This window comes from Acinetobacter sp. NEB149, from assembly GCF_012516415.1.
GTDB lineage: Bacteria > Pseudomonadota > Gammaproteobacteria > Pseudomonadales > Moraxellaceae > Acinetobacter > Acinetobacter lwoffii_V.
In genome coordinates, this window is record NZ_CP051208.1 from 3,040,341 (window position 1) to 3,061,568 (window position 21,228).

The following is a 21,228-nucleotide window of genomic DNA, read 5'->3' on the forward strand; positions in this document are numbered from 1 at the left end:
GCCCAATATTCCCTATTTTTCTGATTATCCTATACGGAACTTGCTGCTACACTCATTCATATCTCATTCTTCAAGGCCAAGGACATGCTGGAACTCCCTTCTAAATTACCTGATTTGGGCGTGACCATTTTTAGTACCATGTCGGCCTTGGCACAAAAACTCGGGGCCTTGAATCTTTCTCAAGGATTTCCGGACTTTGCAGCGCCTCCTGCCTTGATTGAAGCTTTAAACCGGGCCAGCCAGAATGGATTTAACCAGTACGCACCAGGAGATGGTCTGCCAGTCTTGCGAAGTCTGGTGGCAGATCTCTATCAGCAACGTGATCAACTGATTATTGACCCTGTCGAGGAAATCACGATTACCCCTGGGGCGACAATTGCGATTTTTTGTGCCATTCAAGCCACGGTACGTGCCGGGGAAGAAGTCATTATTTTCGATCCCAGCTACGACAGTTATGGACCTGCGGTACAACTGGTCGGGGCAAAGCCAGTGCATATTGCTTTGCAGCATCCTGATTTTTCTGTGGACTGGAATCAGGTCAAAGATGCCATTAATGACCGTACCCGCATGATTGTCGTGAATACTCCGCATAACCCGAGTGGGAGTGTTTGGTCCAAAGCAGACTGGCAACAACTGATCGAGCTGATTCGCGAGCACAATATTGTGGTGCTGTCGGATGAAGTCTATGAACATCTGGTTTTTGATGGCATTCAGCACTATTCGGCCTGGTCATTTCCAGAACTTCGCGAGCGTAGCTTCGTGATTGGGTCTTTTGGTAAAACCTTCCATGTCACTGGCTGGAAAACCGGATTTTGTATTGCTGCACCGGCACTGATGAAAATGTTCAGACAGATTTATCAGTTTGCCAGCTTCTGCGGTGTGACACCCGTTCAGGTCGCCTTGGCGGAATATATGCAACTGCATCCTGAGCATATACGCGAACTGTCCTCTTTCTACCAAAACAAACGGGATTTATTTAACTCATCCATTAAAACATCACGCTTTAAATGGACACCTTCTCAAGGGACTTATTTTCAGAACTTAGATTATTCAGAGATTCGGCCTGAGCTCGATGATCTGTCCATGTGCCATTTTCTGGCAGAACAACATGGGATTGTCGCGATTCCAGTCTCCGCGTTCTACCAGCACCCTCCTGCCGATTTACGTCTGCTCAGGTTCTGCTTTGCAAAAAAGAACAAACTCTGATCCAGGCAGGTCAAATTCTTTCAAAGGTTTAACTCACCTTTTAACTAAAACTCTCATAAAATAAATGCCTTAGTTACTTAAAAGCTAAGGCTTTTTTTTATATTCTGCCGAATAATAGCTACATCAATAAATAGATGATAATTCAATCACAGGATGTCGCATGGCACAGCACTCACTGATTCATCAACAGAATTTATGGAAAGCCTTTCTGGTTTTTCTGTTGCCATTAATTGCGACCAATATCCTGCAAAGTCTCTCCGGCACGATCAATACAGTTTTTGTGGGACAAATGCTCGGAGTGAATGCGATTGCTGCTGTTGCGGTTTTTTTCCCGATCCTGTTTTGTCTGATGGCCTTTGTGATTGGTTTATCGGCCGGCTCTACCGTATTGATTGGCCAGGCTTGGGGCGGGAAAAATATAGAAAAAGTGCGCTGTGTGGTCGGTTCAACTTTATTTATGACCTTGATTGGCGGCAGCTTGATTGCACTTTTTGGGGTAATTTTTGCTGAGAATATTCTCTTGGCGCTTGGCACAGATCCGGATGTGATGCATTTATCCTTGCCCTATGTGCAATGGATGCTGGCGGGTAGCCCCTTAATCTTTATCTATATTATTTATACTTCCATCTTGCGCGGTGTTGGGGATAGTACCACCCCCCTGTTTGCTTCCGCACTTACCATTGGGGTCGGGTTGGTGGTGACACCGGTACTGATTGCAGGTTATTTTGGCTTTCCTAAAATGGGTATAATCTCGCCGGCGATTGCCACCATTCTGGGAAATCTGGCGGTCCTGTTGTTTTTAATCCTGTATTTGAATTATAGGCAGCATCCGCTCAAACTCGACTGGGCCTTATTAAAAAATATTCGTCATCAACCACAGTTAAGTAGAATGATCTTGAAACTGGGGGTTCCTACTGGTGTGCAAATGGTCACCACTTCAGTTGCCGGACTGGTGATTGTCGGACTGGTCAACCGCTATGGTGCAGAAGCAACAGCGGCCTATGGCGCGGTCAATCAGGTCTTAAATTATATTCAATTTCCCGCTTTGTCGATTGCGATTGCCGCGTCTGTATTTGGTGCTCAAGCGATTGGTGCAGGTAAATCAGATCTGCTCAATAAAGTTACCCGGACTGCGCTGAGTATGAATATCCTGTTTACCGGCGGTCTGGTGATTCTGGCCTATCTGTTCTCCAAATATCTGATGGCGCTATTTATTACCGATCCTAAGGTTGTAGTACTAGGACAACAACTGCTGTTTATTGTGCTGTGGTCAATACTGTTTTTTGGCGCCAGTGCCATTTTTGCTTCAATCATGCGCTCGAGTGGTACGGTGACCGTGCCAATGTTAATCAACATTTTTGCCATTCTCTGTATTGAAGTTCCCGCCGCTTATCTGTTTAGCCGGTGGTGGGGTCTGGAAGGTATCTGGTATGCCTACGCGTTGGCCTTTGTCAGCCTGTGTATTTTGCAGGGACTGTATTACCAGTTGGTCTGGAAGAAAAAAACGGTTGAAGCGTTGATTTAGATGCAGGTTTTTTTACGTGCCTAAAGCATTACAGGAGTTAATACTCTCATTTGCAAAAAATTAGCCCCTATCACAGCGATAAAAAAACCCGCTTTCGCGGGTCTTTTTTGCAATTTTTTAAGCACGTTTTTTCTTCTTTTTGCCAAACTGGGTTGCCAGTGCAGTGACATGCTGATAACCGGTTGGCAAGATCCGCTGAATCAGGTCAATTGCTTTGGCATCATTACCGATCAGCAGACGGCGTTTGTCTTTTTGTACCGCCTCCAGAATTTGACGAGCGGCTTCTACAGGTGGACAACGCAATAATTTATTAAAATTACGGGTTGATTTTTCCGGATTCATACCTAAAGCGAGTAGGCTGTTATTCATTTTTGCCGCATTGGCAATATTGGTACGGATGCCGCCCGGATGCACACACAGTGCACTCACCCCACAGTTTTCCATATCCAGTTCCTGACGCAGGGATTCAGTAAAACCACGCACTGCAAACTTGGTCGCATTATAAGCAGACTGAGTTGGCTGGGCCGTTAAACCAAACAGGCTGGAAATATTGATGATATGACCATCGCCAGTCTTCTTGATCAAAGGCAAGAATTCTTTGGTTCCATAGACCACGCCCCAAAAATTGATTCCAACAATCCATTCCAGTTCTTCATAAGATGCGCCTTCAACAGTTGAACCCAGCGCAACGCCTGCATTGTTAAAGATCATATTGATACTGCCATGATCCTGTTCGACCTGTGCCGCCCAGTTACGCACCTGTTCCAGTTCAGCCACATTTACTTTCTGAATGGTGACACGGACATCATCACTCTCTTTAAGCAATTCGAGCGTTTGTGCCAAACTCTGTTCATTGATATCACTGAGGGCCAAATGACAACCCTGCTGAGCCAGTAATACTGCCAGTTGCTGGCCAATACCTGAACCGGCACCGGTAATCGCAGCGACTTTATTGTTAAAATTTTTCATTCAATTTCCTTATGTAAAGAACTGCCATTCCATGACAGCAGGATCTTGTTCTGTTGTTTCAGGAGTTAGCACAGATCCTCAATATAGTTTTGACAATATGGATTGTCAATAATTATCCCCTATCTTTAAAGGCCAAATTTCAGGGCAGCATTTCCATATAGGTCTAAGCGTGATTTATTGCTAAGATATTCAAAATCTTCATGCAGATGAGCACATAGGCCTTATGACTGATTCAACCGACTCAGCAGCAAAATCACGCCCCTCCAAGAGCAAGGAACGTCAGTTTAAAGGCCTGTCGATGGCTGAAAGGCAGCAGGCACGTCGTGAAAAGCTGATCGAAGCGGGGATTGAAGCCTATGGCCGTCACGGCTTTTTTTCAGTTACCGTCAAAGATATCTGCAATGAAGCCAAACTGACTGAACGTTATTTTTATGAATCTTTCAAGAAAAGTGAGCATCTGTTTCAGACCATCTTTTTAAAACTGATTGATGAGCTGCAACAGAATGTGATGCAGGCCATGATGCAAGCCTCGACCGATCCAAAAAAAATGATCAAAGCGGGTCTGAATGCGCTGCTCACTACCCTGCGTGATAATCCGCGCATGGCACGGATCATTTATATCGATGCCATGCTGGTGCAGGAACTGCATAATCAGGCCACCATCCATGAAACCATGTCACGTTTCGACCGCATGATTCATGCCTTCGTCATGTTGATGATGCCGCAATTAAATCGCAGCGAGCAGGAAATTTCACTGGTGTCGACCGGTTTAAATGGCTATGTCACCCAAATTGCTATTCGTTGGGTGATGAGCGGTTTTAAACATTCGCTTGAGGAAGTTTTATCGTCTTGTAGTGTGGTTTTTTTGGCACTGCTCGATTCATTTTCAGAGAAAAAATAGCTGTTAAATCCTGTGCTTAATAGGCTTTCCTGCATTTACCAGTGAGTTACAAATTTATGCTGCACTACGGAAATGAGTAAAATTAATTTATGATTTTTTAACAAGTTTCTGCGCTATATTTGTCACAAATCTTTTCGAATTTCAGCAGTTTTTCCCTTTCTGCAATGATACTGTCATAATTAGTCTTTGTAATAAGCCTGTCATAAATATAAAACGGTTCACCGTTTACATGAAATAGGGTATTGCGTTGTGAAAGATGACTACATATTAATCGTCGATGACGAGCTCCCGATTCGGGAAATGATCCATACCTCTCTGGATATGGCCGGTTTTCAGTGCTTACAGGCAGAAGATGCCAAGCAGGCGCATCAGATGATTGTGGATCAGCGTCCGGCACTGATTTTGCTGGACTGGATGATGCCGGGTGGTGTCAGCGGTGTGGACCTGTGTCGTCGTCTGAAACGTGATGAAAGCCTGTCAGAAATTCCGGTGATCATGCTCACAGCGCGCGGTGAAGAAGACCATAAAGTACAAGGTCTGGATGCCGGTGCCGATGACTACATGACCAAGCCATTCTCGACCCGAGAACTGGTCTCCCGGATTAAGGCGGTACTGCGCCGTGCCAATGCCCTGAGCGGCGAAAAAACCATTGATGCCAATGGCCTGATTCTGGATCCGGTCAGCCAGCGGGTGAATTTTGGCAACAACATTCTGGAAATGGGGCCGACTGAATACCGTTTACTGGCCTTCTTCATGACCCATCCGGAACGTGCCTATACCCGTGCGCAATTGCTGGATCAGGTGTGGGGCGGTAACGTCTATATTGAAGACCGGACTATCGATGTGCATATCCGCCGTTTGCGTAAAGTGCTGGAACCTTATGGTGTAGACCGTTTTGTACAGACCGTTCGCGGAACGGGCTATCGCTTTTCGACCCGTTCAGATGTCGCTTTAGGTTAATATCTTTTAAGGTAAATCTTGTTTTATGTATGAACCCTACCCTGTCCCCGAACTGGCACGCGAACACAAAAGAATCCGTTACAGCAGTTTATGGGATTTTGCGAAGCAGGATTTACGCTTACTGGCTTTTTTCCTGATTATCGCCAGCTTTATCGGTTTTGGGATTGGGTATTTCTGGATTTGTATTGTAATTGCCTTCGTGGCGTTCTTTGCGACCCAAATGCGTTCCTTATATCTGGTCAATGAATGGATTTCCAATCGCCCTTATGATGTTCCACCGAATATTGGCGGGATATGGGGTGCACTACTTTTCAATGTTTATCGCGCCCAACGTCAGGAACGGATTGTTCAGGCGGAAATGGTCGAACTGATCGACCGTGCACAGTCTTCACTGGTGGCCTTACAAGAAGCTGTGGTGCTGCTTGATGAAAACCAGCAGATTGAATGGTGGAATCCGGCGGCCGAACGTTTGCTCGGAATCTCGAGTGATGACCGTCGCCGTAATATTCTGACCTTGTTACGCCAACCGAGCTTTATCGAATACTATCACCATATTGATGAATCTCCCGACGGCCTGAAAATGCGTTCTTCGCTGTTTGAAGACCATTATGTGCAGGTCAAAATGACCCGTTTTGGCGGAGAAAGCCGGGTACTGGTCGCTTATGATGTGACCCGGATGCACAATCTGGAACAGATGCGAAAGGATTTTGTCGACAATATTTCCCATGAACTGCGCACCCCGTTGACCGTGCTCAGTGGCTATATTGAAACCTTTACCGATCAGGAAGATATCAATCCACGCTGGAAACGCGCTTTTGATCAGATGCAGTCGCAAACCCGACGCATGAATGCACTGGTCAACGACCTGTTGCTGCTGTCACGTCTGGAAAATGATAAAAATATTGCCAAAAACCAGATCATTGAAATGCCGAGTCTGATGAACCAGTTGTTCGATGATGCCCAGGCCTATAATATTGACTATGGTCATACCCTGAATCTGGACATTGACAGTCATTGCGATCTGATCGGTTCAGATATGGAACTGGCCAGCGCTTTTAGTAATCTGATCACCAATGCCATCAAGTACACACCCAAAGGCGGCACCATCACCATCGGCTGGCATGATGATGGTGAATCGGCCTATTTTGTGGTGCAAGATAACGGCATCGGCATTGATCCCAAACATCTGCCACGACTGACCGAGCGTTTTTACCGAATCGATTCAGACCGTAGCCGCCGGACTGGTGGTACCGGTTTGGGATTAGCAATTGTTAAACATGTGCTGATGCAACATCAGGCACATCTGGAAATTGAGTCCAAGGAAAATCAAGGTTCTACCTTTAAGGTGGTTTTCCCCAAAGAACGTCTCAGCTTTCCAGAGTAATATAGTAAGCGTCCGCTGAACACACCTTCTGAATTCATCCTATAAGCCTTAATTTAGTCCCCACTTAAAAACAAGTGGGGACTAAAATTTATGACTACAAATCACCAGACATCCATCGCATCTCTTGCGAAAAAACGAAGAACATACAGTGCTGAATTTAAACAGCAGATCGTTCAGGCTTGTAAAGCACCGGACGTTTCAATTGCTTCAGTCGCTTTGCAACATGGATTGAATACAAATCTTGTATCCAAATGGATTCGCTTAATTGATGCTAAGCCAGGGAATGATCGCTCACCACTACCGAATAAACCTGCATTTATTGCCTTATCTTGCTCTGCACCATTAGATCCTACTCCTACTGACATGTTAAAGGTTCAAATTACTTTACCCCACTCAAAAGCAGAAATTGGCTTGAAATGGCAAGTATCAGAAATATCTGCTTTAGCAGAATTACTCAAGGCACTGGCAACATGATCCGTATCGATGAAATCTGGCTTTCTACCCAACCTCTGGATATGCGAGCAGGGATGGATACTATCATGGCTCAGGTGGTGAGAGCCTTTGGCTACATCAAACCGCATTGTGCTTACCTGTTCTGTAATAAACGTGGCCATCGCATGAAAGTACTGGTGCATGATGGACTGGGGATCTGGCTGTGTGCCCGGCGGCTGGAACAGGGCAAATTTCACTGGGCTAAAGTTCACCAGGGTGAAAGCGTAGCCCTCAGCCCGGAACAGTTACAGGCACTGATCCAGGGTTTGCCTTGGCAGCGCATTGGACGACAGCAAGTGGTCACAATGCTCTAAACTAGCTTGGTCCATTCTGCTATTCTCCAAACGTTCTATTTCATTCTTCTCATGACCTCAGGCATACTGCGGTCATGAATACGCTGCCTGATTTAAGCCAACTGACCCATGAACAACTGCTGGAATTTACCAGACAGTTGGCAATGCAGCATCAGTCTCTGGCACAATCAAATCAAGAATTAGAAAAATCAAACCAACAATTAGATACCAAAGTTCAGCATCTTGAAGTATCCAATCAGCAATTAGATGCTCAAGTTCAACATCTTTCCATTCTCAATCAAAAATACGAGCATGAACTTGCGCTGTTTAAAAAGCACAAATTCGGCAGTAAAAACGAACATCTCACCGCAAAACAAATCCATCTCTGGGATGAAGCGGTCGAAGAAGATATTGCAGCCGTTGATCTGGAACTGGAACGGCTGAATGCAGATAAAACCGATGCAGCGACACACAAAGCCAAAGCAAATAAACCTAAACGTCGACTGCTGCCCGATCATCTACACACCATCCGTATTGAGCATGAACCTGCATCAACCCAATGCGCTTGTGGCTGCCAGTTACGTCGTATCGGCGAAGATATCAGTGAAAAACTGCATTTCAGACCGGCACAGTTCTACAAGGAACAGCATGTCCGTGGCAAATGGGTCTGTGATCAGTGCGACACTCTGACTCAGCAAGCGATGCCCGCCTATGTGATTGATAAAGGCATTGCTTCACCTGAATTGCTCAGCCATGTGCTGGTATCGAAGTATGCCGATCATTTGCCGCTGTACCGTCAGCGCCTGATCTATCAGCGGGCTGGCATTGATCTGTCCAGATCCACTTTATCTGACTGGATTGGTCGCTGCGGTGTGGAACTGGAACCTCTGGCTAATGCCTTAAAACAGGTGGTGTTGCAACAGCGGGTGATCCATGCCGATGAAACGCCGGTCACCATCATGCGTATGGGTGAGAATGAGAAAAAACCGAAGAAAGGTTATGTCTGGGCCTATGCCACTACACAGTACAATCCAGTTCAAGCGGTGATCTATGACTTTCAGGATAGCCGTTCAGGTCAGCATGCTGAAGAGTTCCTGAATGGCTGGCAGGGCCATCTGGTCTGTGATGATTACAGTGGTTATAAAGCACGCTTTAAATCAGGCCAGGTCATTGAGGTGGGCTGCATGGCACATGCACGTCGTAAATTCCATGAACTGCATGTGACCGGGAAAAGTCAGATCGCTGAACAGGCATTAGTGCTGATTCAGAAACTGTATGCCATAGAAGCAGAACTCAGGAAAAAGACCGATGGTACAGCAGAACATCGCCGCGAATACCGGCAACAGCATAGCCAACCGGTGATGCAACAACTGTATGAATGGCTCAACCAACATTATCTGACGGTGCCATCGAGTTCTCCAACCGCCAAGGCCATCAATTACAGTCTGAAGCGTTGGCCAGCCTTAAGCCGCTATCTGGATGATGGCAATCTACCCATTGACAATAACTGGGCAGAGAACTCAATGCGTCCCTGGGCATTGGGCCGTAAGAACTGGTTGTTTGCAGGTTCGCTGCGCAGTGGACAGCGAGCGGCAAATATCATGACTTTAATCCAGTCAGCAAAGCTGAATGGGTTGGATCCGTATGCCTATCTCAGTGATGTGCTGAAAAGGTTGCCGACACATAAAGTGACCCAAATAGAAGAATTACTGCCACACCGCTGGAAATCCGACCAAAATTAAAAAATAGGCATGGGATTCAGCGGACGCTTACGTAATATAACCATCAAAAAAGGTGCCATCGGCACCTTTTCTTTTAAGCGTTTAAGAGCTGATCTGTTTTTCTTTGGACAGTGCACGCGCATAGGCAGCACGTTGCGACACCCGTTTAAGATAGGCTTGAATCGCTGGATAGCTTTGACCCGTCCGGCTCTGCATGGCCTCCAAAGGAAAACTCATCTGAATATCGGCAAAACTGAAATGCCCGGCAAAATAATCATGCTCACTCAAATAGCTTTCCAGAAACTGGATATGATCTTTTAAACGGCTCTGTACAAATTGCTTTTTCACCCCATCACAGATTTTCTTGGCCACAGGTTGAATCAGCAACGGGGTATGTTTTGGTACAGTGGTCATCACTAGTTGCATCACCAGCAGCGGCATTAACGAGCCTTCCGCATAGTGCATCCAGTAACGGTACTGGGCCTTGTCAGCAATATCTTCTGGGCGAAACTGCTGCATTTCATCATAAGTTTCCTGCAAATATTCCAGGATCGCCGCAGATTCTGCCAGTACCTGCGACTGATCGACCAGAATCGGAGCTTTGCCCAGCGGATGAATCTGTTTTAAGGCCGGTGGCGCAGAAAGGTTGGGCTGACGTTTATAGTATTTAACCTCGTAATCCAGTCCTAATTCTTCCATAGCCCACAGAATACGAAATGATCGTGATTGTTCAAGATGATGTAAAACACGCATATTAGACTCATGATTTTATTGTTCTTACTTTTTGAGCATAACAAAAAGCAGCAGACTCTAGCTCATTTTTTGATGACTGTAATGATATGTATTCTATGTTGCAGATTAACTATTTAAGTTCAATTCAGACAGCGCTCTACATTCTCATCATTTTTAGCATTTATCGGGAAGCCCGCATCTGGTCTGGAAATGCAGGCGCTTCTAAACGTGGCCCATCATAGGCAGGAATGGAACCAAAACGTTCATGGCCTTCAATCCATTGTTCCCGCGCAATTTTAAGTTCCTCTGTCGTACGCCCGACCAGATTCCACCACAGTAAAATCGGGCTTTCAAATGGTTCCCCACCAATCAATAACACCCGGCTCCCGGCATGAATTTCAGCGTTGACCTGCTGTAAGCCGGGCTCCAGGATCAGCATATTATCTTCATTTAGTTCATGCCCATTTATACTGGCCGTCCCCTCAAGCACCATAAAGCCATATTCAAATTTCGGATTCAGAGGCAAGCGCGCACTAGTACTTTGAGCTGCATACAGGTCTACTCCGAGTAGTTCGCTATGTACTTTAACCGGTGATCTCGTTTTTAAATATTCTCCGACCAGCACGGTAAATTCAATGCCTTGCTCATTGACGACCGGCAATTCAGGATAATGTTCAAAACCTGGTGCCATATTGATCTTGTCATCCGGCAAGGCAATCCATAACTGTGCTGCATGCATATGTGTCTCACTTTCAGGAGAGACTTCGGTATGTGAAATGCCATAACCCGAGGTCATCAGATTGACCTGCTTGGGACGAATCAACTGCTGATTTCCCAGACTGTCATTGTGCATCATGCTGCCTTCGATCATCCAAGTAAAGGTCTGCAGACCAATGTGTGGATGAGGGCCGATATCCAGACCATCTCCTTGCGGGAAAATGGCCGGACCCGCATGATCCAGAAAACACCAGGCACCAATCATGCGCTTATGTCTGCTTGGCAAGGCACGTTTAATCACGGTGCCCTGTCCGATTTCCGCGCGACGTAAAGGAAACTCCTGAATAAACTGATTCACATACTTTTCACAATCATCGGAATTCGACAGTTCAATATCACTATTATTCGACATGGCTGAGCTTACCTCGACATTTTCATTCTACTTTTTGAGTGGGTGAGACATGTATTTGACCGATTCAAGATGCCTCTCTGTTCAGGACAATGTACAGGGTCTATGGGCAAAATCTATCCCTGGAAATATTTAGATACGTATAAAACGCCTCACTAGTCCCATCAATTTAAATTCTGAAAAGCTGATGAGATTTATATTCAAAGCCCCAAACTTGAGTTTTAACAAGTCAATCATGATTTAGGTACATGGCGTTATGAGTTTAAATAAACTGAAGATCAACGAATGTCATTAGTCCATGTTTCATGTGAAACGGAGCAACAACAACCAAAGATCCCAATGAATAAGATGATTATTCATGTATTTCAATCACTTTCAATTTTACAAAACACAAATTTTGTTACGTTTTAGCTTTAAAAATTTCCCGGATACCCAATTTTTGGGAGGTTATTTTTTACTCAACCACGGCATAATAGGCACCTATAAAAATAATACTGGATCAGGACATGTCTGCTCAGAATGAGAATATATATTCAACGGCGAATGTATCTTTTCAAAATTCGACGACCGATAAATCACTGAAATTATCTGAATGTGATCTGCAAAACCGTCAGCTGATTGAACAGGCGCTGACAGATCCTCATGCCCGTATCCCTGCCCTGTTTCAGCAGTATTTTCATGATTATGTCTATACGCATAGTCATCATAACTTGCGTCAAATTAACTATCTGGCGCAAATTGCCTTTTTACTGTATTTCTTTGCCGATATCCTGATTATTCCAGACATGTTTTTTATTTCTGGTCTGATGCGCGTCGTTCTGGTTCTGGGGGCGATGTTTTGCTGTTATTACCTGTTTAAAAAATATAAAAATATTCAGATTTTGGACAGAATCTTGCCGATAGGCACCACTGTAGCTGCAGCGGCCTGGATTAGCTTACTCGCGCTTTCAACCAGTCCCCATGTTGCCACCTATATTTATGCCTCTGCGATCTTTATTCTTATCGCCAATCTCTGTGTGCAGACCCAGTTTAAAGTCGCAGTCTATTGCTCCATCTTGATTGCCCTATTTATCATGCTTGGGGTGACCCAGTTCATGAGTGCTTCTCAAGCCTTTATTTTTAGCGTGGTCTTTAGTCCACTGTGGTTTTTTAGCATTTATATTAACTGGAATAATATTCTGAATGTGCGGCGTTCTTTTCTGCGCTCCCTGCTTGATGAATGGAACTATCAAACCTTAAAGAATCTGGCACATACCGATGATTTGACCCAGCTCTACAACCGTCGCCATTTTGTCGATATGGCTGAACGCTCTATTCATCAATGGCCCAAACATGCCAGTAGCTGCCTGTTGATGTTTGATGTGGATCATTTTAAAAATATTAATGATAGCTATGGGCATGATGTCGGTGATCGGGTGCTACAACTGATTGCTGAAGTGACCCGTAAAGAAATGCGGCATAGCGATGTACTGGCACGTTTTGGCGGGGAAGAGTTTATCGCTCTCCTGGAAGATACTCAGCTACAAGACAGCCTGGTGATTGCAGAACGAATTCGTTGTGCAATTCAAAAGCAGTATATTTATGTTGAATCCAATCATGCCATCCGGTTCACCATTTCGATCGGTGTTGCAGAACTAGAATCCCATACCCAGACTCTGGAAGATCTGATCAAACAAGCCGATATCGCCTTATATCAAGCCAAGAAGTCTGGCCGAAACCGGATTGAAGTCTATCATCCGGATATGCTGAATAAGCCCAAGCCAGCAACAGAAAATCCCTGGAATGTATTTAAGCCAGACACTCAACCAGCCCAGTCAACGGCGAATTAAAGCTGAATCATTAGTCTGTTCTATAAGCTAGGATCATTCTTAGAATGCGTTAATCGGGGATTTCATTTTATAAAATAAATTTGATTCTTCCACTTTTAAAATATCCAACAAAAGAATAGAATATTTTTTATACAACTATATATAAATTTCATCTTATTCATTTTTATATATTTTAATTTGGGAAGGCTGCATGCCGCATGATAACGAAAAAGAATCACGTACCCTGATTCAGGAGGCTCTTCAAGATCCGCTTGTTCGTATTCCTGCACCTCTAAAACCGGCCTACTATGCTCATCAGAAAAAACTCACTTTAAAATACTTATTACAGGTCAATTTATTCGCACAGCTGGCATATGCCTCTTATACCCTCGCCGATATTCTGGTGCTGAATGATATTCTCAAGTTACTCATTTTGACCAAAATCAGCTATACCATCCTGATCGTACTGATCACGATCTGGATGTATCACTCTTACCGCAATCTGCCTGTCTTTGATCTGCTCTTGCCTACCTCGATTATTGGTGCAAGTGCCATCTGGTTTTTTAATCTGAATCAGTCTGAAAGTGCTTATACCCTCATTTATCAATATGCCTCCTTAGTCTTTATTGTACTGGCCAATTTATGTGTGCAGATCCGGTTCTGGCCGTCTTTGATTACTTCAAGTCTGATTACCCTGATGATTTACATCGGTGTATATTTCAATACTCGGTCTGACCTGTACCAGATGTTTTTATTTTCCCTGATTTATCTGCCAGTATTGACCTTCAGTCTATATATTAGCTGGAGCTCGACCTTAAAATCACGCATGGTATTTTTGCAGCATACCCTGAATGAATATAATCGGCAGGCCTTTGAAAATATGGCTCATACCGACTCACTCACTGGCCTGAATAACCGTCGCTGTTTTGAATATCTCGTGCAACAACTGGTACAACAGAATTTTGATCAACCGGTGCCTATGAGTTTACTGGTCTTTGATGTCGATCATTTTAAGCAGATTAATGATCGTTATGGTCATGATATCGGAGATCAGGTCTTACAGACGATTGCCCTAAATACACACAGCGAAATGCGGCAGCATGATATTTTGGCACGCTATGGAGGCGAGGAATTTATTGCATTTTTACCTGAAACCTCTCTGGATGAAGCGCTAAAAGTTGCCGAGCGTTTAAGGCATAAAATTGAAAATATTGTGATCGATCTGGACAGCCAACATCGTTTCAGTTTTAGTATTTCGATTGGTGCTGCCATTCTGGAAAGCTGTGAAACGGATTTGATGACCCTAATTAAGCAAGCCGATATTGCCTTATATCAGGCTAAAGCCAATGGACTGAATCGGGTTGAAGCTTATGATCCAGATCTGGAGCAAAGTTTAGCTGGAGAGATGCAAAACTGGCAGGTTAAACCGGCTTAAGCATCTTTTCCGAAAAGCATAAAAAGAGCGCCGAAGCGCTCTTTTTAATTTGGAAAGTTTATATTTCTAAACTGCCATGCATAGCGTTTAGCATAAAACTTTCAAGCAGCGATGCTGCTTGCAAGTCCTTACTGCCGCGCGCCTAGCGCTTGGCGTAATTTAGGCGGACAGCAGTGCTGTCCGAAACCCCTAAATTACTCCCATTCAATCGTTGCAGGTGGCTTAGACGATACGTCATAAGTCACACGAGAAACGTCAGCAATTTCATTCATGATACGCGTAGAGATTTTGTCTACTAGTTCATATGGCAGGTGTGCGAAACGAGCTGTCATAAAGTCCACCGTTTCTACCGCACGCAATGCAATTACCCATGCATAACGACGGCCATCACCGACTACACCCACCGATTTCACTGGCTGGAATACCGCAAATGCTTGAGCAGTCTTGTCATACCAGCCGCTGTCACGCAGTTCTTGCATGAAGATGTCATCTGCAAGACGTAAAATGTCTGCATATTCTTTTTTCACTTCACCCAAGATACGCACACCTAGACCTGGGCCTGGGAATGGATGACGATAGATCATGCTGTGTGGCAAGCCTAAAGTCGTACCCAATTTACGTACTTCATCTTTAAACAAGTCACGTAATGGTTCAACCAGTTCAAATGCTAGGTCTGCTGGTAAGCCGCCCACATTATGGTGTGATTTAATCACATGCGCCTTACCCTGCTTGCTTGCAGCAGATTCAATTACGTCTGGATAAATCGTACCTTGTGCAAGGAATTTTACGCCATCTAATTTACGTGCTTCTTCAGCGAAGACAGCAATAAATTCACGGCCAATAATTTTACGTTTTGCTTCAGGATCAACTTCACCCGCAAGCGCAGTCAAGAAACGCTCTTCAGCAGCAGCACGAATAACACGGATACCCATGTTGTCAGCAAACATTTGCATCACTTGATCGCCTTCGTTCAAACGAAGCAAACCGTTGTCTACAAATACACAGGTCAGCTGATCACCGATCGCTTTATGCAACAGCGCTGCCACTACAGATGAATCCACACCACCAGAAAGACCCAGTAATACTTTTTCATCACCAATCTGTTGGCGAAGCTGTTCTACACGTAGATCAATAATGTGTTCTGGCGTCCACAGACCGCGACAACCACAAATTTGATGAACGAAGTTCGACAGTAATTCTGCGCCTTTAGACGTATGTGTCACTTCAGGATGGAACTGAATACCATAGAAACGGCGAGTTTCGTCAGAAACCATAGCAATTGGACAGCTAGGCGTTTGTGCAGTGATCTGGAAGCCTTCTGGAATACGGGCAACCTTGTCACCATGGCTCATCCAGACATGCAGCTGGTTTTCACGGTCCTGTAAATTACCGATCAGCTTGTCACGTACGACAATATCTACTTCTGCATAGCCAAACTCATGCACAGTACCTGGCTCAACTTTACCGCCAAGCTGTTCGCACATGGTTTGCAGGCCATAACAAATACCCAATACCGGCACACCCAGCTCAAATACCACTTGCGGCGCACGCGGGCTGCCCTCAAGGTGAACACTCTCAGGTCCACCAGACAAGATGATACCGTTTGGATTAAATGCACGAATGTCTTCTTCAGACATATCATAGGCATACATTTCAGAATATACACCAGCTTCACGGACACGACGTGCGATGAGCTGACTATATTGAGAACCGAAATCCAGAATCAGGATACGATCTTCAGTAATTTGAGTATTGGTAGTCATGACGAACAACTATGAAAGGCAAACGAAAGATAAGCGCCGTATTCTAACATTTTTCAGCGCATTAAGCACACAATTCGCATTAGGTATACATTTAGTTGATTGCATTATATTTCTAGCACAACAAAGCGTCCCTTCGGATGCCTTGTTTGGTCTGTCATTTTTATATTTTTAAGCTCAAGATTTAATCCAACTAAGCATGTTTTTATAAAAATCTGAAGATAATATGTAAGAGAAATTTTTGCTCAATTGAAGATGGATGGAGCGTTAATTATTTTACTTTCTGGTACTGACTTTCATGCCCTGGGCTGTTAGGATTTGACCACACTTTTGCTTGTACTGGGCTCATGGAACTGATTGATTTTATCTTGCATGTTGATGATCACTTGCTTGAATTTATCACCAATTACGGGATCTGGATTTATGCCATTCTTTTCCTAATTATCTTTGTAGAAACAGGTCTGGTGGTGATGCCGTTCCTGCCCGGTGACAGCTTGCTATTTGCAGCAGGTGCACTGGCAGCCTCTACTGGTGCGATGGATCCTTGGGTGCTGATTCCGCTCTTGTTTGTTGCGGCAGTATTGGGCGATACCCTGAATTATCATATTGGCAAATATATTGGACCTCGGGTTTTCGAGATTGAATCGCGCTTCATCAATAAAAAACACTTATTGGCGACCCAGCAATTCTTTGCCAGACATGGTGGTAAAACCATTATTTTTGCGCGTTTTGTTCCTTTTGCCCGTACTTTCGCACCCTTTGTCGCCGGTGCTGGCAGCATGAATTACAAATATTTCCTGACCTATAATGTAGTAGGTGCATTTGCCTGGATTAGCTCATTTGTCATTTTGGGCTATATGTTTGGCAATATGCCGATCGTCAAAGACAACTTCACCTATCTAATTTTTGGCATCATTATTTTAAGTGTATTGCCAGGTGTGATTGGCTTTATTCAACAAAAGCTCAAAAAAAGTAAAACAGCTTAAGAACTTTTTACATTAAGATTCTTTTACAGCCTGTGCGTTTAATCCCAGAGCTTGATCAAGAGTGGGATGAGACAAAGCAGGACAAATAGAGCCGCGCCTTTATAAATGAGGCCGGCTTTTATTTTTTCAGATGGACTGGTCAATATGGCCTGACCAAAGACCATCCAGAATATCCCGACCGGAACGGTACTCAAGCTAAAGGCAGCAAAAACCAGAACGAAGTTGGTCGGGCTTTGCCAGGTTTCCATCGGTAAAATTCCAGAGGCCAACAATGCTGCTTTAGGATTTTTTAGGGTAGTTGTAAACATTTGCCAGGGGCGAATCTGCGGATGGTTCTTGCTGTAGCGTTCTAACTGCTGGGCCTTATATAAATGCAAGGTCATCCAGCCCACACAGATGGTACTCAGCACATAGACCAAGCCTTTAAAATTTGGCCAGATCGGTGACGCCAGATGAATCACCAAGGCCCATACATTAATGGCATAAAAATAGCCGAGCAAAATGGCAGGAAGATAGAGACTGGTTTTGGCCTGCCCCTGCTGATGAGCAGAACTAGCCACCAAGGCATTGGCGGGCCCTGGAACCATCAGTACAGCAATGAGTCCTAAAACAAATAACCAATTTTCAATCATCGCAATGAACTTTTCCGGGCCAAGGTTGTAGCTTAATCAATATGAGAGTGTGATAACAAGCTTATAAATTTCAGATTTATATACAGTCTGGTCAATTTCCCGTGAGTTTTATCTTAATGTAAACCGCCCTATTCTTGGTGAAAGCAATAAAAAAATGCCGACCCGAAGTCAGCATTCATCCGTTTAATGTTGAATGATTTATTTAGGCGTCGCCTGCCGAACGATGATCGGACAGTTCTTATAACGCGCGGCCTGTACAATCGCTTCCTGCTCGCCTAAAAGCCGTGCCAGTTCGGTTCTTTTGGTATCGGATGACTGTCCCATATTGACTGAAACACTCGGGCCAATACCCCAGCCACCGCGACTGCCCCAGCCACCGCCAAGACCAACGCCCACACCGACGCCTGTACGTTTCGGTGGCTCAACGCCATTGTCGATATACTGCTGAATACGGTTATATTCACCCTGTAGTTGTGAACAACCCAAAGTCTGATACAGGGTTGGCGACACATAAGTCGGTTTTACCGGCGTTGCACAGGCACTCAGTAATGCAAGTGCAGCAATACTCAGGCTTATTTTCACAAGTTTCATAGCTAACTCGATCTTAATTCTGCTCTATCTCATTGAACAACGATTGATAGGCCTGAGTCAATTTATGATCAGTAGCCAAATGAATCAAAGGCTGATTTTTCTGATGAGATTCTTTCATCAAGATCGACGGTGGCAACATACTGTCGAGGACCGGCAACCCTTCATCTTTGAGCTGTTGTACCACTTCACGCGGTAACTTAGCCTGTGCCTGAAACTGGTTGACGACAATACCTTCAATTTCCAGCCCTTCATTATGGTCATCCTGAGTTTCAATCACATTTTCAATCAGGGTCTGCAGGGCGCGTTTAGAAAACACGTCACAGTCGAAGGGAATCAGCACACGGTTCGCCGCAATGAGAGCAGAGAGGGTAAAGAAATTGAATGCAGGCGGTGTATCAATAAACACCCGATCATAATATCCTGACAGTTGTTGTAAGGCATCTCGTAACTTGTAGATCTTGTGCTTGGACTCCAGTGCATAGGCCAATGCACCCAGTGTCGGGCTAGCCGGAATGACATCGAGATGTTTAAAAGAAGATTGATGCACATAGCTTTCCAGACCTTTGCTACGACTTTTTAAAATCGAGCCAATCGCATTACCAAGCAAGCCCTTGCTTTGCTGATTACCGAGTACATCTTCAAAATAGTTTTCGATATTCGGTTCGAGTGCCGGCTTGTTACTAGAATACGTCGCATCATCACCCAGCACATACTGGCTAGAGTTGGCCTGCGGATCCAGGTCAATCAATAAGGTTTTTAAACCCTGATGTGCACTGATCGCTGCCAGATTGACAGTAATACTCGACTTGCCTACCCCACCCTTTTGATTAAATACCACACGTGTACGCATGTCCCCCTCCTCACATTTTTAATTACTTTTACAACATTTGTATTTTCTAATTATTTGCATGGACTGGCTGTGCTGATCATCACAGCCAGCCTGCTTTTAGCCAAAATTCGGCTTGATCATCACCAAAGCCAGAATAGACACCAATGAAACTACAGCAATAACTAAGCCAGCCCGACGCTGCGACAGCAAGATCGAATCATCTTTTTTATAGGCTTTGCCTAGCGAGGACACCAGCACCAAAAATAAAATGACTTTGGCATAGAACCAAGGCTGTACATCAAAGTCTTTCAGGACGAGCGATACTATACCGGTCAGTGCAATCACCGTGATAGCTAAATGCTGTAAAGCGACTAGCGCTGTACGTGCTAACGGATTAGGCATATTTCCCTGTGTGCCGACAAACAAGGTCAAGGCACGGGCAAGAATGGCGACAATCGCCAGTCCTGCTACCGACATATGGATAATCTTGACTAAAAGTTGGGTTTCCATCATTTCCTCTTAGTTTTTAGGTGCGTGTGCACAAGCAGGACTGGTCGTATCCTGACCTGCCCATTCTTCAGGCAAAAATGCATGAATGGCCAGCGCATGAATCTTGTCTTTTGACAGCAGATCACCCGCAGCAGCATAAACTTTCTGATGACGCTGGACGGGGCGCAAACCGGCAAATGCCTGACTCACAATCACGGTTTTAAAATGCGATTCTTTTCCCGGGAAATAACCACCATGACCCGAAGACTCATTCACCACTTCCAAATGGGTTGGGGATAATTGCGCCAAACGATCTTTCAGTTGTTGTTCTAAGCTCATGGCCTGACTCCAATCTTCAAAAATATAATCCCAGTATACCTTGTTCTGCCGAGTATTTCGGTAATCTGTTCAGGTGCAATCCGTTGATTGTGGTGAAATTTCATCGATTTCTATATGAATATTGGTTATTTATTGTCTAATCTACAGCATTTTGCTTTTATTTTATGCAATTGATGCAAGATTTTTAACAAAGGTGTTGACCACATTTTTGCATGCTGTATTATACACGGCATGCGGGAATAGCTCAGTTGGTAGAGCATAACCTTGCCAAGGTTGGGGTCGGGAGTTCGAGTCTCCTTTCCCGCTCAAAATTTTTTCATTTAGTTTTTTCATTTAAAAAACTTTATAGACTCCGCGGGAATAGCTCAGTTGGTAGAGCATAACCTTGCCAAGGTTGGGGTCGGGAGTTCGAGTCTCCTTTCCCGCTCCAGATTCAAAAAGCCCTCATCGCAAGATGGGGGCTTTTTTCTTATTGATTTTATTATATTTTTTGAAAATTCCCCTTCCTTTGTTATTCGATTCAATAAAAAATATTCTTAATGTAATTTGTATTTTGTGACCAAGATGTGACCATGGCGTGCCCACGACCATAAAGATGGTCTCAATTGACCTTAAATGTCCTCAATCGATCACCACTTTCAGAGCTTTTTTGAAGGCAAAAAATCACCCTGTTCTCTTCCAAACAAGGTATTTTTTACCAAATGATCAATAATTTGTGACCATTTCACTTTTTGATGTGACCATTTGTGACCAAACTATTCACTAACAGATTGTTCTTTATTGTCTTTTTCAAAAACAAATAAATCCCCTACCTGTACATCCAAATAATCACAAATTCGATCGATGGTCTCCAAATCAATTCGAGTCAATTCGCCATTATAAAGCTTATGCAAAGTTGTCTTATTAATGCCTGTGCCACGAATTAAGTCAGCTACACGCATTTTTCTTTCAGCCAACAATATTGGTAGCTTACAAATAACCATTAATTTTTCCTCTAATACAATGAAAATTTAATTGCATTTAATTAAATTTGAGGTTATTTTAGGTCTA

The 21,228-nt window shown here is 44.2% G+C and carries 20 protein-coding genes, 2 tRNA genes and 1 pseudogene; 13 read left to right on the top strand and 10 right to left on the bottom strand.

All coding sequences use genetic code 11. The annotated features are described in order from the left end of the window. Nucleotides 1–84: 84 nt before the first annotated feature. Nucleotides 85–1,238 (top strand): annotated as a pseudogene (locus HGD77_RS14715) (methionine aminotransferase). A gap of 128 nt (nt 1,239–1,366) precedes the next feature. Next, nucleotides 1,367–2,731 carry an MATE family efflux transporter gene (locus HGD77_RS14720; RefSeq protein ID WP_005105118.1) on the top strand — a complete coding sequence of 455 codons (1,365 nt, stop codon included), beginning with the start codon at nt 1,367–1,369 and terminating at the stop codon, nt 2,729–2,731. A gap of 117 nt (nt 2,732–2,848) precedes the next feature. On the opposite strand, the gene HGD77_RS14725 is transcribed toward HGD77_RS14720, so the two are convergent. Then, on the bottom strand, nt 2,849–3,700 hold the full coding sequence (locus HGD77_RS14725; protein ID WP_168730928.1) for an SDR family NAD(P)-dependent oxidoreductase: 852 nt from the start codon (nt 3,698–3,700) through the stop codon (nt 2,849–2,851). Nucleotides 3,701–3,923: 223 nt separating this feature from the next. On the opposite strand from HGD77_RS14725, the gene HGD77_RS14730 reads away from it, so the two are divergent. From HGD77_RS14730 to tnpC, 6 genes are all read left to right on the top strand, one after another. Beyond that, nucleotides 3,924–4,601: a TetR/AcrR family transcriptional regulator gene (locus HGD77_RS14730; RefSeq protein ID WP_168730929.1), complete on the top strand. Its 678-nt coding sequence runs from the start codon at nt 3,924–3,926 to the stop codon at nt 4,599–4,601. A 249-nt stretch (nt 4,602–4,850) separates the two neighbouring features. Continuing rightward, complete coding sequence (gene phoB / locus HGD77_RS14735) at nt 4,851–5,561, top strand: phosphate regulon transcriptional regulator PhoB (protein WP_004280972.1); 711 nt, start codon at nt 4,851–4,853, stop codon at nt 5,559–5,561. Between the two features lie 25 nt (nt 5,562–5,586). Continuing rightward, nucleotides 5,587–6,945, top strand: a complete 1,359-nt coding sequence (gene phoR, locus HGD77_RS14740) for a phosphate regulon sensor histidine kinase PhoR (protein ID WP_005264642.1) — start codon at nt 5,587–5,589, stop codon at nt 6,943–6,945. Between the two features lie 90 nt (nt 6,946–7,035). After that, nucleotides 7,036–7,419, top strand: a complete 384-nt coding sequence (gene tnpA / locus HGD77_RS14745) for an IS66-like element accessory protein TnpA (RefSeq protein WP_004646130.1) — start codon at nt 7,036–7,038, stop codon at nt 7,417–7,419. Beyond that, on the top strand, nt 7,416–7,751 hold the full coding sequence (gene tnpB, locus HGD77_RS14750; protein ID WP_159373125.1) for an IS66 family insertion sequence element accessory protein TnpB: 336 nt from the start codon (nt 7,416–7,418) through the stop codon (nt 7,749–7,751). The genes tnpA and tnpB overlap by 4 nt, the downstream gene beginning before the upstream one ends. Before the next feature lie 74 nt (nt 7,752–7,825). Next, the gene (tnpC, locus tag HGD77_RS14755; RefSeq protein WP_168730930.1) at nt 7,826–9,472 is read left to right on the top strand and encodes an IS66 family transposase; all 1,647 of its coding nucleotides are present in this window, start codon (nt 7,826–7,828) and stop codon (nt 9,470–9,472) included. An 81-nt stretch (nt 9,473–9,553) separates the two neighbouring features. On the opposite strand, the gene HGD77_RS14760 is transcribed toward tnpC, so the two are convergent. After that, nucleotides 9,554–10,204 carry a glutathione S-transferase family protein gene (locus HGD77_RS14760; protein ID WP_168730931.1) on the bottom strand — a complete coding sequence of 217 codons (651 nt, stop codon included), beginning with the start codon at nt 10,202–10,204 and terminating at the stop codon, nt 9,554–9,556. 160 nt (nt 10,205–10,364) lie between these two features. Further along, nucleotides 10,365–11,312 (bottom strand): pirin family protein, encoded by a 948-nt coding sequence (locus HGD77_RS14765; RefSeq protein WP_004280969.1) that lies wholly within the window; start codon nt 11,310–11,312, stop codon nt 10,365–10,367. Between the two features lie 503 nt (nt 11,313–11,815). Here HGD77_RS14765 and HGD77_RS14770 point away from each other — a divergent pair. Together HGD77_RS14770 and HGD77_RS14775 are read left to right on the top strand one after the other, a co-directional pair. Beyond that, nucleotides 11,816–13,138 carry a GGDEF domain-containing protein gene (locus HGD77_RS14770; RefSeq protein ID WP_005264631.1) on the top strand — a complete coding sequence of 441 codons (1,323 nt, stop codon included), beginning with the start codon at nt 11,816–11,818 and terminating at the stop codon, nt 13,136–13,138. A 190-nt stretch (nt 13,139–13,328) separates the two neighbouring features. Continuing rightward, nucleotides 13,329–14,552, top strand: coding sequence for a GGDEF domain-containing protein (locus tag HGD77_RS14775; protein ID WP_168730932.1), 1,224 nt, complete (start codon nt 13,329–13,331; stop codon nt 14,550–14,552). Between the two features lie 194 nt (nt 14,553–14,746). Here the strand turns inward: HGD77_RS14775 and guaA are convergent, their stop codons facing one another. Next, the gene (gene guaA / locus HGD77_RS14780) at nt 14,747–16,315 is read right to left on the bottom strand and encodes a glutamine-hydrolyzing GMP synthase (protein ID WP_168730933.1); all 1,569 of its coding nucleotides are present in this window, start codon (nt 16,313–16,315) and stop codon (nt 14,747–14,749) included. Nucleotides 16,316–16,659: 344 nt separating this feature from the next. Here guaA and HGD77_RS14785 point away from each other — a divergent pair, with 344 nt between their 5' ends. Beyond that, nucleotides 16,660–17,298 carry a DedA family protein gene (locus HGD77_RS14785; protein ID WP_004644839.1) on the top strand — a complete coding sequence of 213 codons (639 nt, stop codon included), beginning with the start codon at nt 16,660–16,662 and terminating at the stop codon, nt 17,296–17,298. A gap of 38 nt (nt 17,299–17,336) precedes the next feature. Here HGD77_RS14785 and HGD77_RS14790 read toward each other — a convergent pair whose 3' ends face one another. The 5 genes from HGD77_RS14790 to HGD77_RS14810 form a co-directional block, all read right to left on the bottom strand. Beyond that, the gene (locus tag HGD77_RS14790; RefSeq protein WP_004732653.1) at nt 17,337–17,930 is read right to left on the bottom strand and encodes a hypothetical protein; all 594 of its coding nucleotides are present in this window, start codon (nt 17,928–17,930) and stop codon (nt 17,337–17,339) included. Nucleotides 17,931–18,128: 198 nt separating this feature from the next. Further along, nucleotides 18,129–18,521, bottom strand: coding sequence for a hypothetical protein (locus HGD77_RS14795; protein ID WP_005105109.1), 393 nt, complete (start codon nt 18,519–18,521; stop codon nt 18,129–18,131). Nucleotides 18,522–18,534: 13 nt separating this feature from the next. Continuing rightward, nucleotides 18,535–19,371, bottom strand: a complete 837-nt coding sequence (locus HGD77_RS14800; protein WP_071851250.1) for a ParA family protein — start codon at nt 19,369–19,371, stop codon at nt 18,535–18,537. A gap of 96 nt (nt 19,372–19,467) precedes the next feature. After that, nucleotides 19,468–19,860 (bottom strand): SirB2 family protein, encoded by a 393-nt coding sequence (locus HGD77_RS14805; protein ID WP_005265414.1) that lies wholly within the window; start codon nt 19,858–19,860, stop codon nt 19,468–19,470. 9 nt (nt 19,861–19,869) lie between these two features. After that, complete coding sequence (locus tag HGD77_RS14810) at nt 19,870–20,178, bottom strand: BolA family protein (RefSeq protein ID WP_004280957.1); 309 nt, start codon at nt 20,176–20,178, stop codon at nt 19,870–19,872. Between the two features lie 233 nt (nt 20,179–20,411). Here HGD77_RS14810 and HGD77_RS14815 point away from each other — a divergent pair. Together HGD77_RS14815 and HGD77_RS14820 are read left to right on the top strand one after the other, a co-directional pair. Continuing rightward, a tRNA-Gly gene (locus HGD77_RS14815) sits at nt 20,412–20,484 on the top strand. Nucleotides 20,485–20,532: 48 nt separating this feature from the next. After that, nucleotides 20,533–20,608 (top strand) — tRNA-Gly (locus HGD77_RS14820). A gap of 325 nt (nt 20,609–20,933) precedes the next feature. On the opposite strand, the gene HGD77_RS14825 is transcribed toward HGD77_RS14820, so the two are convergent. Then, the gene (locus tag HGD77_RS14825; RefSeq protein ID WP_004895349.1) at nt 20,934–21,161 is read right to left on the bottom strand and encodes a helix-turn-helix domain-containing protein; all 228 of its coding nucleotides are present in this window, start codon (nt 21,159–21,161) and stop codon (nt 20,934–20,936) included. Nucleotides 21,162–21,228: the final 67 nt, after the last annotated feature.